Origin of the sequence: Paenibacillus sp. VTT E-133280 (assembly GCF_002264385.1) — a bacterium.
Lineage (GTDB): Bacteria > Bacillota > Bacilli > Paenibacillales > Paenibacillaceae > Paenibacillus_AQ > Paenibacillus_AQ nitricinens.
Map to the genome: position 1 here is coordinate 1 of NZ_NFUX01000027.1, position 14,490 is coordinate 14,490.

General features: G+C 41.1%; 12 protein-coding genes and 1 riboswitch. Of the genes, 2 read left to right on the forward strand and 10 right to left on the reverse strand.

What is annotated here, in order from left to right; all coding sequences use genetic code 11:
- Nucleotides 1–161: 161 nt before the first annotated feature.
- From CA600_RS13700 to CA600_RS31240, 10 genes are all read right to left on the reverse strand, one after another.
- Nucleotides 162–812, reverse strand: a complete 651-nt coding sequence (locus CA600_RS13700) for a class D sortase (protein WP_094870683.1) — start codon at nucleotides 810–812, stop codon at nucleotides 162–164.
- Between the two features lie 33 nt (nucleotides 813–845).
- On the reverse strand, nucleotides 846–1,253 hold the full coding sequence (locus CA600_RS13705; RefSeq protein ID WP_256989838.1) for a GtrA family protein: 408 nt from the start codon (nucleotides 1,251–1,253) through the stop codon (nucleotides 846–848).
- The gene (locus CA600_RS13710; protein ID WP_094870685.1) at nucleotides 1,240–2,220 is read right to left on the reverse strand and encodes a glycosyltransferase family 2 protein; all 981 of its coding nucleotides are present in this window, start codon (nucleotides 2,218–2,220) and stop codon (nucleotides 1,240–1,242) included. The genes CA600_RS13705 and CA600_RS13710 overlap by 14 nt, the downstream gene beginning before the upstream one ends.
- Before the next feature lie 98 nt (nucleotides 2,221–2,318).
- Nucleotides 2,319–4,097: a phospholipid carrier-dependent glycosyltransferase gene (locus CA600_RS31800; RefSeq protein WP_256989839.1), complete on the reverse strand. Its 1,779-nt coding sequence runs from the start codon at nucleotides 4,095–4,097 to the stop codon at nucleotides 2,319–2,321.
- Entirely contained in the window at nucleotides 4,094–6,142 is a 2,049-nt protein-coding gene (locus CA600_RS31805) for a glycosyltransferase 87 family protein (protein ID WP_256989840.1), read from the reverse strand. The genes CA600_RS31800 and CA600_RS31805 overlap by 4 nt, the downstream gene beginning before the upstream one ends.
- A complete protein-coding gene (locus CA600_RS13720) occupies nucleotides 6,139–8,118 on the reverse strand; it encodes a glycosyltransferase family 39 protein (RefSeq protein WP_094870686.1) in 1,980 nt (659 codons plus the stop codon). Before CA600_RS13720 ends, CA600_RS31805 begins: the two co-directional genes overlap by 4 nt.
- Nucleotides 8,119–8,272: 154 nt before the next feature.
- Nucleotides 8,273–9,673 carry an NCS2 family permease gene (locus CA600_RS13725; RefSeq protein WP_042184716.1) on the reverse strand — a complete coding sequence of 467 codons (1,401 nt, stop codon included), beginning with the start codon at nucleotides 9,671–9,673 and terminating at the stop codon, nucleotides 8,273–8,275.
- Between the two features lie 123 nt (nucleotides 9,674–9,796).
- Nucleotides 9,797–9,896, reverse strand: a riboswitch (purine riboswitch).
- 187 nt (nucleotides 9,897–10,083) lie between these two features.
- Nucleotides 10,084–10,548, reverse strand: coding sequence for a hypothetical protein (locus CA600_RS13730; RefSeq protein ID WP_094870687.1), 465 nt, complete (start codon nucleotides 10,546–10,548; stop codon nucleotides 10,084–10,086).
- A gap of 163 nt (nucleotides 10,549–10,711) precedes the next feature.
- A complete protein-coding gene (locus tag CA600_RS13735) occupies nucleotides 10,712–11,446 on the reverse strand; it encodes a CPBP family intramembrane glutamic endopeptidase (RefSeq protein ID WP_094870688.1) in 735 nt (244 codons plus the stop codon).
- Nucleotides 11,443–11,604 carry a hypothetical protein gene (locus CA600_RS31240; RefSeq protein ID WP_179281617.1) on the reverse strand — a complete coding sequence of 54 codons (162 nt, stop codon included), beginning with the start codon at nucleotides 11,602–11,604 and terminating at the stop codon, nucleotides 11,443–11,445. Before CA600_RS31240 ends, CA600_RS13735 begins: the two co-directional genes overlap by 4 nt.
- Nucleotides 11,605–11,739: 135 nt before the next feature.
- Between CA600_RS31240 and CA600_RS13740 the strand changes: the two genes are divergently transcribed.
- Nucleotides 11,740–12,612: a helix-turn-helix domain-containing protein gene (locus tag CA600_RS13740; RefSeq protein WP_094870689.1), complete on the forward strand. Its 873-nt coding sequence runs from the start codon at nucleotides 11,740–11,742 to the stop codon at nucleotides 12,610–12,612.
- A 262-nt stretch (nucleotides 12,613–12,874) separates the two neighbouring features.
- A complete protein-coding gene (locus CA600_RS13745; protein ID WP_218832775.1) occupies nucleotides 12,875–14,452 on the forward strand; it encodes a carboxylesterase/lipase family protein in 1,578 nt (525 codons plus the stop codon).
- The last annotated feature ends 38 nt before the right edge of the window (nucleotides 14,453–14,490 follow it).

Genomic DNA, 14,490 nt, shown 5'->3' on the forward strand with positions numbered 1-14,490 from the left:
GCGTCCCTACCTTTCGATAGGTTTGCCGTTTATCGTGTTTAGCTTTTATAGTCTTATACTACCATATTTATCCTCGTAAACAAGAACAAAATTGCTAGATTTACTATTATTTTATAGTTATTTCTCTGTATTTGAGTTCTCTTGTTATTTCTCGTCAACGATTAGGAAAGCTTGGCATGAACAATCAAACGATGTGTAGGATCTACTAGTGGGTCACACGTAATTAGGGTAAGAATTTTATCTTTGTTATTCCCGTCTAGAACAGACACATCACTAGGAAGTACAACAGAAATATCATAAACCTCGTAATTATAAGTCTGATCGCTAGTTTTTACCGTAATCGTATCCCCAATCACAACCTCATTCAATCGGTTAAACAATCTGCCCGTAGTTCTAGCTCTATGCGCAGCTATTGCAGCGTTCCCTATTTCTCCTAATGGAGTTGTTTCTTTCATATGGGTCGCAGCATGCTTCATATTCGCTTTAGTAGCCCCTTCTAATACAGGCAGCTTCAGATCGATCTTATCGATCTCAATTAATGCGATGACTTTGCCACCCACTTCAATTTCCGGTTCCGGCTTTTCTGTTTCTTGCGGCTGTGCTTGTGCATCTAGAACGGATTCCTCCGCTAGTAGCTGAGTGACCTCGGCATATCTGCTCTTCAGATCAGGTGGTGGAGTGCTTTCAGTGGTGCTGAGTTCAGCTGATTCTAATAGCTTATCCTGCTGCCAGTCGTTATACCATTCGTTAGCTTTTGGATAGAGCATGATAAGGATCCCAGCCAGTATGAGCACGTACGAGAATTTACGCATGATTGTCACCTCCGTGTATTGATTCTCTTGATTTTAGAATACCCATTTACGACTTCCGAAGAAATTAATGATCACCGTAACAAAGGTTACTAATACCTTGGAGATCAACACTTGAATGCCTAACTTGTCAGTCAACAGATGCATTAATAGCAGCGATATCCCTAAGACCACCAGATTCAGCATGATAAACTTCAACAACTGTACCTTATCAAAACCTTCTTTTTTGCCACGATCGCGATCCCGAAAGGTTACTTTTTTATTCAAAATAAAGCTATTCGCTGTCCCTGCACTATAAGAAATCACCTGTGCCAATGCATATACCATCCCAAGTGAGTTCAGTAATGTGAAGATTACGAAATCAATGAGGGTATTTACCAGACCTACAGCATTAAATTTGAGAAACTGTATGAAAGCAGTCCGCAAGTTCTTATCTGACATCATTATAATCCTTCCGGCGATCCACTTCTTCTTCGTTACGATATCCTATGGTCTCACTGACAATATACAATGGTCTATCCTTAGACTCGTCATAAATCCGTCCAATATACTCACCGATTACACCTAGCAGCATCAGAACGATACCGTTAAAGAGCAAATTGACGCCTACAATGGAAGCCCAACCCGGAACCGTCCATGAGGTGAAAAAGATTCTTTGAAACAATACGAAGAATAAATAGAGAAAGCTGGAGAAGGAAAGAAAGAATCCGACATACGTAGCAATCTTAAGTGGCTTATGCGAAAAAGAAGTGATCCCATCCAGCGCAAAGCGAATCATTTTCTTAAGAGGATACTTAGTTTCTCCTGCAAATCGTTCTTCCCGCTCATATTCCACCATCGTCTGCTTGAAGCCGACCCAGCTCACTAAACCTCTGACATACCGATTTTTTTCCTTGAGACCCCGCAAGACATCACATACCTTACGATCAATAAGACGGAAGTCACCTGTGTCCGTAGGAATGTCTACACTTGTCATGCTGCTGAGCAACCGATAAAAGATCTTAGCCGTTACTTTTTTGAACATCGTTTCTCCACGGCGCTTCAGCCGCTTCGCGTACACAACGTCATAGCCCTCTTTCCACTTCTCGATCATTTGCAAGATGACCTCCGGTGGATCTTGAAGGTCAGCGTCAATAACAACAACCGCTTGACCTTCGGCATAGTCCATGCCAGCTGTAATTGCTACCTGATGTCCGAAATTACGCGAGAAGTCAATTAGCTTGACGCATTCATCCCGATCACTGATCTCCCGAATCATCTGGGCCGAACGATCACGACTTCCGTCATTAACGAAGACTAGCTCATAAGTATCGCCGCATTCGTCCATTACTTTTTTCAAACGTTCATAAGTAACGCTAATTACTTGCTCCTCATTGAACATGGGTACAATTACACTATATCTGGCTTTCACCTTTATTCCTCCTAAAAGCTTTATGGAGCGTTACAACTTTCTATTCCTCATAATAACGCTGTAAGCATAAACTTATTGTTATAGATATTGAAAAAATCTTAGAAAACCCAAGATGGGAACCAACGCAGCATATCCTTCACATAATCTCCGCTTACCTGCATCCCTGATAGGACTGGGTAGAAGGCGACAAAGAGCAGTAAAGCAACAGCCACATAGATATAACTAACATAACGAGCCTCAGGATACTTACTATCTAACAACTTCATTATATATACAATACCAAGAATCATAAAAGGCACCATAGCAAAATAATGGTAGATAAAGGTTTCCCTTGGGACAAGCATCCACGGAACATATTGTGAGAAAAATGCGATCCAGATCATATAAAGGTTCTTATCCTTGCGTTTCAGTGTAATCCACAGCGTTGCCAGCATTGCGAATATACCCGTCCACCAGATAAGCGGATTCCCCATAGTCACTATACTGCTGACCTGACCTTGCGGCAATCCTTCACTGCCACTGAAGAACCAGACGGGTCTCTTCATAAACGGCCATTGCCACCAGGAGGACGCAAAAGGATGTGTAGCTACAAGCTGACTGTGATAGTTGTACATGTTCTTTTGAGAATCAATCAAGCCTTTTATAGTAAAGCCCTCTGCGGAAGCAGATAAACCCGGAACAAAAGATAAACTATAAATAACGACCGGTATGATTACGAAGAATGCAATACAGCTAGCTAGTGTAATAATGGTATTCTTCCAGAATGAATTTACGGCTTCGCGACAAGTGCCTAGCAGTTCTTTGTCTTTGATCTTCCCTTCCGCGAGCAACCGTCCCGATGCTTGGTATTCTCTGTAGCGCTCGAAGAGCGAAATCGCTAGCATAATGGCCAGCCCAGCTCCTCCGTACAGTACAATCCATTTGGAGGCTACACCAATTCCGAAAAATAGACCGGACCAGAATAACGGAATTAGCGTTTTTCTTAAGGGCTGCCTGAAGAAATTCATAGTGTAATATCGCTGCATGAAATAAAACATTAACATGATGAAGAATACTCCGTATACATCGATCGTAGAAATTCTTGTTTGTGTGAAATGCATAAAATCCAGTGCGAACAATCCAGCTGCAAGTGCTGCATATTTGCTCTTTTTAAAGAGACGTAGTGCCATTACATAAATGAGAGGCAGCATGGCAATCCCGAACAATGTTCCGATAATACGCCAGCCGAAAGGATTGACTCCGAACAGTTCCATCCCTACTGCGATCAATAGCTTGCCTAGTGGTGGATGAGTGTTCTCATAAGGCACAATCCCGTGTGTATATTCATAAGCTGTCCGTGCATGGTAGATCTCGTCAAAATAAGTGCTATTCATAAAGTTAGAATATTCTGGGATGAGTGACTGCTCGTCAAAAAGATTGGCAGGTTCTCCTCTTTTTGCGGCTGCATTAGCATCCGGTGTAACACCGGCTATAGGAAGAGGTACTCTTTCGCCTCCCTGCTCATAGAAGGCCATTTCATTTAAAGTGAACCCTGGAGATGTGACTGTAAACTTCACGTATCTTGCTGCAACGTTCAAAGGTTGGCTTTTCCAGATAAAGACATTCCCAACATCCTCGCTCACATCCAGCGGATTGCTCCAAACATCAGGAGATTCACTGAACTCAAGCTTAAACTTACCGGTACCTACACCACCGAATATATTCACTCGTTCCAATTGTTTAGTCTGTCCTAGATCTACATAGAAGCTTTCACCGCTGGCAGCTGGCTCCCACAAGGTCTCTGGAGATTTAGTAGAACCTAAATTATATAAAGCAATTGCCGCGTAAACGGCAGTAATGGCAAGAATACATATCCAATCTATACGCTTAAACTTCATCGCTTAAGTCTCCCTCCCTTCTGGTGCGGTCTTATTTGCTCGACGACTTTAAGGTCTTCCTCATATTTTTCTTCAGGTGTTGGTGGTGCTGGAAGAGGTTTTACTCCTCCACGAACATACACGTCGTAACCGATGTAGAGCATGTATAGCAATAATGACAGGTTAGTGATAGAAGTGACCAAAACGATTCCATCTGCACCTGGATTTACACCTGCATTCAGATGGGTCAACGTATAAGCTACATTGATATACTGCGTTAAGCTGAATCCAAGGAATAAGGATAAAAACCTACGATCCCGACTCGCTACATAAGTGAACATGCATAAAATAATAGCAGGGAACATATAGCGTTCATGCATTTTGGTTCCTAGCACAAAGACCACTACAATGAGCACCATACCGATAAAGTAGGATTTGGATAAATCCAAGCGATCTTTTTTGAAGGAATAAAACGCTGCTACGGCTACTGCCACTAAAATAAATATGAAGCCCCATACACGATAAGTAATGCCCAGCCAGGTTAAGTCAAGGGATGACCACATGGGGTCAGTCAGTGCATACAAATTAAATGCATTCACAGAAGAATAGGGATAGGAAGATAAGGTACTCTTATACAGATTAATAAGCCCAACTAAACCACCGTTATTCCAGAAAAATGGTGCAGCAAGCAATCCGAATATACCTAATCCATACAAAGCTCCTAATCCAAGCTGCTTCCAAGCACGGTGATGATAAAAAGCAAACATCAATACCGGCGTAAATATTAACGCTTGTGGTTTGATTAATGTTGCTAATGCAAACAATATCGCGGATTGAACAAACTTTTTGTTCGCAGCGCCATGAATACTGAGCAACAGGAAAATCAAAAAGAACGAATCCGCTTGTCCCCACGCTGCTGAGTTAACGAGCACCGCCGGATTAAACAGAAACAATAGCATTAAGCCAAAAGCTATCCCTGTACCCAGTTTTTTGCGAGATATTTGATATATGATGTAACCCAGCACTAAATCAGAAATAATAGCCGGTAGTTTAAATAGTAAATTCTCTCCACCCGAATCATGGACAAAGCCAAATACGCCGCGAATAAGACTAAGCAGGTACAAAATGTACAAATAACCTGGCGGATAATCGGCAAAATACCCTTCCTCATAAAACTTGCCTGGACCTAAATCAACCATACGCTGTCCCCAAGCTATAAAGGTATTCATGTCATTCTGATAGCCTTGTGCCGTCAGACCCATCCAAACCCTTAGGATAAAAGCAACTCCGATGGCAATACTTAACCATTTGAAATAGACATTCTCTGGTTGCTTCATTAGCTTCTCACTGCGGAATGCTTTTGTATAAAGCACTGCAAAAAACACACTGAACAGTGCTGAGATCAACAGCATCTTAGTTGGAGATACTTTATGTGGGGTATCCGCTTTTTTGCCACCCGCATCCTGATTAACTGCTGCACTATCCAGTGAGATGACATTAGCCCCTTCGGGAGCTGCATCTAATTGTTCTACAGACAAATCATCAAAATAAGCCTTACCTTGAATCAAGCTAGAGTAGCCTCCCAAAGCTGCACCTATGCCGAATTCTTTCTGCTTAGGTCCTGTCTGACCTATGTATTCAAGATACTGCCACTCTCCTGCTGTATCCGTTACGCTGGGATAACCCCCGCCTACTCCAACGGCAAGGATATTGGCGCCCATTCCCTCGCCTGCGGTACTTACAACTTTGATCCATCCAGAAATTTTATAATAACTGTCCGGCGTTGCCTTAATCGTCTGCACCCATTTCACATGATTGGGCTCGATATTCTCAATGACTGCCGCTTTACTACCGGAGTGGGCCTCGTCCGATTGGATTGAAAGTATGCCAGAGTTGTCTCCAGAAATCCACATATCCTTAGTCCAGTTAGAAGGAGCATCCTCTCCCCCCTCCTCAAATCCAGGGTTCTGCAATAGATTTCCATCTGCATAAATGCTTGTTACAGGAAGCAAAAACAATAACAGCATCAATACAGTCACTACGGCCGTACGTGTACTCTTGATCATCGTTCCAACCTCACCTCGTCTATGTTAATCCAGCCTTTACCGCCTTTAATAAAAATTTCAGTTTGCTCATTCTGACCGATAGATACCATTGGAAGTATAAGCTCTTGATAGATCTCACTAACAGGTATTTCCGTCTCTGCCCGCACTCCCCCATTAACTCGGACGCCAACTTTTCCTTCTTCTCCTCCGGCACTAACCATTATAGCAAGCTTATATTCTCCGGGTTCTGCTATTCTGATAGATTGTGTAATCGTTTTGTCAAATCCCGGATCAAGATAGGCTAAATAACTTCCATTATAGGGATTATTGGTCGCTACACCCGTACCTGATGAGAAGCTCCAACCTGATATCCCCTCTTCAAATCCTCCATTTTTAAATTCCGAGACTTCCTCTATTACCCCAGTCTTAGCGGTCAGAACAGTATAGTTGGCAAAGCGTTTAACTGAATAATTATCGCTTTCAGCAGGAATGGGATCACCATTCCAAAAGATATATGTCGCTGCCTCTCCCGGAGCTATGCTTGAATTTCCAAATTTATATCTTCCAAAGGAAGATACCTGCTGAAATGCACCTCCAGGATTAGAATAATTAACCGTTGCTAAGAAATCATGGGGATTGATCTGCTCATAAAAAAGGACATAAATATAGGGCATGTTAACTTTGTCTGTTACGTAAATGTCCCCGTCACTCTCTTTAGAAGCATATTGAATAGCCTCACCGAAAGATTCAAAGAAAGCTGGTCCAATCTCTTTAGGATAATCACGGAAATAGACTGTCGTGAATAGAACAAAAAATAAGCTAAAGGCTACAGCCGACAGAATTCCTAATACTTTTACTTTCTTGCTTAACCACATAAACCCTGCAACAATCAGCAAAATGATTGGATAGAAAATCACATTCATCCGATTAATATTCACGTTCGTAACAAAGGTCATCAATACCGAAACAAACAACCATAGTAAAACAACGACCCATCCCATTCTCTCACGACCACGGCTTCGTAATGTTGTGAACATCAATACAAGTCCTATAAGAACAAAAGGTAACGCAATAGGATACGCGTATCCATAAGGTGAAATTGAATTCCAAGGTAGACCATCCGATCCGCTAATCAATATCTTCATAAATTCCCGGAAATTGCTTGATATTGTATGTAAGAGTTGACCTCCGAATATCGATGTTACTTGTTCCACACGCGGCGTCGTCAATCTCGGAATGGAGAACAAGGGAGTCGAAATCCCTTCTAACGACAATCGATTAATCATAATAAATAGGAAGATTGGGAGCGCCATTAATATAAACAGAACACCGTTCCATAGAATAGTCCGAAGCTTTAGTGCTCTTGTATAGAATAGAAGAATTCCAGTACCTAAAGCAAATATCGGGACAAAAAAATAGGAGGTTCCATAAGCATAAAGTGAAAGGGCAAGCATGATTGTAAAGCCATAAGACCATTTTGGAGTTCGAAATGATTTAAGTAACATATAAACGGAGAGCAGAATCAGAGTGGGAAGTAAATTGGATTCCAGTGCCCATCTAGACATCATAATATGCCAAGGATTAATTGCGATAAAAAACATGGCCGCAATACCAGCAGTTCTGGAAGTAAATAGCTCTTTGGAAAGAAGATAGAATACGAGCATACCCAGTAGACCCATGATTAAGCTAACAGCACGTACAGACATTGGAGTGAGTCCGAACAATAATATGAAAGGCAAAGATAAGTAAGCATAAAGTGCATTCTGTCCGCTTCCCCAAGCAATGAGATGAATAGGTAAATGAATACCATTGCGGTCTATTCCATAATGAAGAATAGCGTAAGCATCATAACCTATAGATGCCTCATCCTGATTCAAGCCACCTGGAATAGAACCAAAGTAAAGAATACGAACTACAGCCCCTAACAAAAACAATAAGAGAGGCCAAGGATTGTTCTTAAAATAAGAATACCAATTGCTAAATCTTGTGGACAACATTCATCACCTCTTCAACAATATAATCTAAATATTGGATGATGGAAAGGCAGAACCTACAACAAGTTGAACAGAAGAATACATAATCGAAAATAAAAAAACGGCCCCTTCAGTAATGAAGGAGCCCGAGATGAATTTCAGAAATACTCTATATATATTAGCCTTCGCTACCAAGGAATACATAACGGAGAACGATCAGAATCGCAAGTACCCACATCATCCAGTGAATATCGTATTTCTTCTTACCCGCAAGGTTAGCTACAGAAGCAAGAATTACATAAGTTACGATACCGAAGGAAATACCGTTAGCGATATTATAAGTGAACGGCATGATAACAAGCGTAAGGAATGCTGGAATCGCAACAACCATATCTTGAAAATCAATTTGACGAATTGATTGTGCCATCAGCACACCTACGACGATCAATGCTGCGGCTGTAGCAGATCCAGGAATAAGAGCAACCACTGGAGCAAGGAACAATGCAAGCAAGAAACATACGCCAGTTGTTACAGCCGTAAGACCTGTACGTCCACCTTCAGCAACACCTGCCGCGCTTTCTACAAAAGCAGTAGTAGTCGAAGTACCCAATGCCGCACCACCTGCTACAGCAACTGCATCGACAAACATTGCATTACCTACACGTCTATTACCTTCTTCAGGGTTATCCATAATACCTGCACGTTGAGCTGTACCTACAAGTGTACCAAATGTATCAAACAGCTCTACAAATGTGAAGGTTGCAATCGCCGAAACAATACCTGTGTGCAGGATACCATCCCAGTCAAATTGGAAGAAGTTCAATTGTGTGAAGTCAGGAACCCAAGGCGTTGCCGGACTGGACAATGCGCTGAAATCAACTACGCCCATCAACATACCAGCGACAGTTGTTCCCAAGATACCGAATAAAATTGCACCTTTAACGTTCAATACCATCAGGATAGAGATTAGAAGAAGTCCGATAATTACCAATTGTACATTGGAATTCTCTAGGCTACCCATGTGAATGATAGTTTCAAAGGAAAGGACATCTGTGAAAGTGTTAGCAGGAATGTCTTTACCAGCTTCAACACCAATCGTCATGAGTCCACTGTTCTTAAGACCAAGGATCGTAATGAACATCCCGATACCCACTGTAATCGCATGTTTCAAGCTGTCAGGAATTGCAGTTAGTAAGATCTGTCGCACTCGAGTTACAGTCAGCAAGATAAAGATCAAACCGGAAATAAATACGGCTGTCAGACCCATTTGCCAAGTGAATGGATGCTCTGATGTGGCGGAAGATAGAATTACGGAAGCAAAATATGCGTTAAGTCCCATACCAGGTGCCAATGCCACTGGAAAGTTTATGAACACGCCCATTGCGATGGTGAAAATACCTGCTGCCAGCGCAGTCGCTAGAAATACAGAATACCAGCCCATATCAATACGGCCAAATGCTGTTAAAGTACTCGGATTAACCGACAAGATGTAAGCCATTGCCATGAACGTGGTCAAACCCGCCATGATTTCTGTACGAACTGTGGTGCCGTTCTCTTTCAACTTGAAAAACCGATTCAAATTGTTCTCCCCCTAAGGTATGTTGTGTCTGACAGCAACAAAAAGCCGGTATCTGATAGACACCGGCTCGAAAAAAAGAGTAGTACCCGTGACCATAGCCCTAAATCCAGGACCATGTGGGGTTGCTCTGCTCTTCTTAATCGTAGCCAGGTCATTACGGTGACCTCGTAGAAACTTCCAGGCCAATTCCCGGAAATATACGAAAGAATTATGTTGTTGTGCTCTATCATTTTAGGTGGATACCACATAAGTTGTCAATGATAAAAAGCGAACATTTTCGACTTTATTTTTTCCATTGTTCGTAAATCACACATTTCCAAGCTTTTATCTACTGTAAAACCAGCTCTAGTTATGTAGCTTATTAACTATCCAATCACTATTTGCATGGGTATATTTCCCTATAATTCTAGTTATTGATTCTTGGAGTACATATAACTATGCCAAGAATTAGCTAAATGCCCTATCGCTAAACAAACTACTGCAATACTCAAAAAAATAGATTTCCCCCAAATCGCTGCCAATCCGAATGCACATACCGGGAGAACTGCCATCGGGATCGGAATAAAAACTAAAGGGTCCCATAATAATTTAAATTGCTGCCCCTTAACTATATATCGAACCCATAGACCATAATAAACAACGATAAACAAGACGATGAAGGCAGCTATCACACCGAATTTGACATGTTGAAAGTTATCCTTTGAGATTGCAAGAATGCCGATACAACCCAATTGCCCTACTCTCTCCAAAATTGTAAAGACCGGTCCTGCATCTCGAACACCAGCAGGTGCATTCTCAGGTGGAAACTTAATCATTAGCAAACTAGGTGCAAGGATAATTAAGGCCATTAGTGTGCCGAGAAGAGAAAACCCCATGTTAATTTCTCCCTATGATAGATTTTTCCCATTTTATCACATTCATATAAAGCAGCTATATTGCGTCTATCACATTTTTTTGAATACAAAAAAACTGCACCCCCTTGTTCAATAAGGAGTTGCAGTTTTTTGATTAGACTCTATCGTAAACGCTTGAACCTAATTAATGGTGCATTGAAGATAAAAATGCAAATCCAAAAAGTGTCCAGTCATTCATTACATGTACTATAAAAGATGTCCAGATATTTTTAGTCTTAATGTATGGATAAAGTAGAACGACCCGTGCAATACCGATACCAAGAATGGCTTGTACAAGGTTCCAATTATATGTTTGTAAATGGTATACACCAAATATAATGGATGCTACAACCCATGCTACAATTATTGCAGACTTTCTACTCAGTTTAAGCTTCTTCACTCCAAATGCTAGAATAACTAAGAATGGAAGTATTGTTATTAATTCTTCACCAAACAGCATGGGGACCATCTTCAAGAACATCGGAAGTGCATCCGCAAAATTACCATTGAAGCTTTCGCCTACAGGATTAGCGCTCACATTAAACAATTTTGAAATAACGAAACCAGCAACGAATGTCACAATAATATTCACAATGTACGTTCCAATAATTAAGATAATATCTTTAGCAACTAATTTCCTGAATAAAGACGTCCATTGGCTTCGTGCAACAAAAATCACTGCTGCCAATGGAAAAATCACATTCATAAAAGGTTGTACTGGGCCTCCAAAACCAATAAGAAAAAGAGCGAAGCCCACAGCTACAGCAATAAGAAAAATGAGGCCACTCTTCAAATTTAGAGTAGGAGATTGCAAATCATTGTAGAACGGAAAATCATCATTTTTACGCTCAAATCCGAAAAAATCATTTTTATTATTCATAATAAATCAAATCCTTCCAAGGAAATGTAAAACCTATCTTCCATTAATCCATCTAACGTACTGACATCATAATTGTTTTTATGTCCAATTACGATAAAGGTCTTATAAATAGGACCTTCTTTTAAAGGAATTTCCATTGGATTTAATTTATTAATCAATATTTACATTCACCCCAAAAAAAACCACAATGAGTAAGCTTTCAAAAGTCAAAATATGATTTTTTCGTAATCAAATTAAATTTTCTCTGAAATATAATAAAAGCTCACGATTTCAATAAGAGGGTGGCGAACGATTTGAATACCTACGGTGAGGTTATTCGAAATATACGGACCAATAAGGGATTAAGTCAAAAAGAAGTGTATTTAGATATTATCTCGAAATCATATGCCATTGAATTTGAAAAAGGAAACCATGAGATCACATTAAGACTGTTAGAACAAATTTTAGATCGACTTATGATGGGGATTGACGAGTTTTTCTACATTTATAGAGGTTATAGACTATCTAAACACGATACATTTACCAATAAATACTCCAAAGCTGGAAATAATAACGATCTTGAAGCATTAATTGAACTATATCAAGAACTACGTCAGAGAGAGGATCTGATCTCTCAAGTCCATCTGGCAGAAGTCAGGTCTCGTATAAGATTATTAAAGCACTTTAACTTGACGGATAAGTTTGAAAAGTCTGTCATTTTGACAGAAGATATTGAGACGATCACTAACTATCTCAACAATCTCCAATCCTGGACCCTTCAAGAAATACAGCTGTTCACAAATACTTTAAATTACATAGATTACGATCAAAGAGATATACTCTTTCAAACGCTTATTAAGTCTATGAAAAAATATGAAGCCCACGAACGCGGACGAGATGTCATATGTGTAATGCTAACCAATATGATTTACGAATTAATTATGATCAATCAAATAAGCTATGCAGAGATCTTATTAGAGAACTTAAATAATATAAGCAATCCTCAATATCAAATGCTGTTCTTTAAGATTGTATATAAGTATTATAACGGTCTAATTAAAATAAAAAGGAACAGTAAAGAAGAAGGAACGGCGCTTGCCCAATCAGCAATCGATGTATTATATGAATTTGGCGAGCCCTATCAAGCAAAAACATTAGAGGCTATATTGTCACAGATCTTACAATAGAGTTTTAGCAAAAGTCCTGTATTCAAGACTTAAATGCAAATGACATATGTGGCTGCAAAAGAAGCGAGGACCTCTAGAGGGCGGAATTTTGCTGCATAAGGGAATCTTGACTTTTTTATCATGAATATTTTCTTATCCTAAGACCAGACCTGCTGACCTCCGGAAAAGAAGCAAAGAATAAGGATAAAGCAGATAAGTTTCCTATATTTTTCACTATCCTTCTTTTATTATAATAGGGCTATCTTATGTAAGGGGGATTTCCATGATGACAGCAAAAAATTTCGTATGTTCCTCAGCAGAACCCATTGTACAGACTAAAGCCGGAAAAATAAGAGGCTTTCAGGTCAACGGCACTTACACCTTCCACGGGATAAAGTACGCAGATGCCAAGCGCTTCCAGATGCCCACAGAAATAGCGCCTTGGGAGGGAATTAAGGATGCACTCGCTTACGGTTATGTGTCTCCCATGTTAACCCAGGATCAGCCCGTCATGGAAGTGCTGGTTCCTCACCGTTACTGGCCTATGGATGAGCATTGTCAGTATCTGAACATCTGGACCCAGAGCCTTGAACCGCAGGCTAAAAAACCTGTTATGGTATGGCTACACGGGGGCGGGTTCGCTGCTGGCTCTTCTATTGAGCAGGTAGCTTATGAAGGAGACAAGCTTAGCGAGTTCGGCGATGTGGTCGTAGTAACCTTAAATCACCGATTGAATATTCTGGGATACATGAACCTGTCTGCTTTTGGAGATAAATACGTCAATTCCGCTAATGCCGGAAATGCCGATATGGTGGCAGCTTTAAAATGGGTTCAGGAAAACATTACAGCTTTCGGCGGCGACCCGGACAATGTAACCATCTACGGACAGTCTGGTGGCGGTATGAAGGTATGGACACTAATGAATACTCCCGCAGCAGACGGTCTGTTCCATAAGGGCGTTATCCAGAGCGGATTAATTGATGGGTTTTTGGACACCCGGAAGACCGATAGCACTGCCATAGTAAAGGCACTGTTAGCAGAGCTTAATATGGGCGTGGCCGAAGTGGAAAAATTGGAAGCGGTTCCTTATCATCAGTTAGCTGCAGCTTATAATAAAGTTGCACCAGCGCTCGCAATGCAAGGGGAATACATTGGCGGCAATCCTATGCCTAATGAATTTTATGTAGGCGATCCTAGAGAGGTGGGTTTCACCGAACATGCGAAGACCATTCCGGTATTGATTGGTAGCGTATTTGGTGAGTTTGCTTTTGGTCCCGGTGTCCCTAACAAGCAGGACGCGACTGAGGAAGCCACCATGGAGATGCTGACTCAAAAGTATGGCAGTCATACGGAAAATCTTGTCGCACAATTTAGGGAATCGTATCCGGATAAACACTTGTCTGACCTGCTATTCTTAGATACCTTCTTCCGTATTCCAACCAAGGACTTTATTGAGAAGAAATCCGTACACGAGGAAGCGCCTACCTACTCCTACTTGTTTGCTTATGAATTTCCTTTTGAGGGCGGCAAGATAGCATGGCACTGCGCTGAGATCCCTTTCGTATTCCATAATACGAAACGTGTTCCTGTGTGCCTCATTCCGGGAGTTTCCGATCGGATGGAGGAACGTATCTGTGGTGCCTGGGTAAGCTTTGCACGCTATGGCAATCCTAACACCCCTTCCCTCCCCCAGTGGCCGGCATGTAAACCGGGAGATGAGGTAACCATGATTTTTGACCGCAACTGTGCAGTAAAGCATAATTTTGACCATGCGTTGATGGATACTTTATTGAAAACGAACCCGAAGCTGCCTTTCCTCCCAAGCAATGAGGACGAAGAGGAAGGATTTATTTTGCATTAATCAATCCCCCATCGAAAAACTCTTTGATTCGGGTCAAA

Excerpts from the sequence above, each read along its gene's own strand:
- CA600_RS13700 (WP_094870683.1), bottom strand. The coding sequence starts at position 812 with ATGCGTAAATTCTCGTACGTGCTCATACTGGCTGGGATCCTTATCATG.
- CA600_RS13705 (WP_256989838.1), bottom strand. The coding sequence starts at position 1,253 with ATGATGTCAGATAAGAACTTGCGGACTGCTTTCATACAGTTTCTCAAA.
- CA600_RS31800 (WP_256989839.1), bottom strand. The coding sequence starts at position 4,097 with ATGAAGTTTAAGCGTATAGATTGGATATGTATTCTTGCCATTACTGCC.
- CA600_RS31805 (WP_256989840.1), bottom strand. The coding sequence starts at position 6,142 with ATGATCAAGAGTACACGTACGGCCGTAGTGACTGTATTGATGCTGTTA.
- CA600_RS13720 (WP_094870686.1), bottom strand. The coding sequence starts at position 8,118 with ATGTTGTCCACAAGATTTAGCAATTGGTATTCTTATTTTAAGAACAAT.
- CA600_RS13730 (WP_094870687.1), bottom strand. The coding sequence starts at position 10,548 with ATGGGGTTTTCTCTTCTCGGCACACTAATGGCCTTAATTATCCTTGCA.
- CA600_RS13735 (WP_094870688.1), bottom strand. The coding sequence starts at position 11,446 with ATGAATAATAAAAATGATTTTTTCGGATTTGAGCGTAAAAATGATGAT.
- CA600_RS13745 (WP_218832775.1), top strand. The coding sequence starts at position 12,875 with ATGATGACAGCAAAAAATTTCGTATGTTCCTCAGCAGAACCCATTGTA.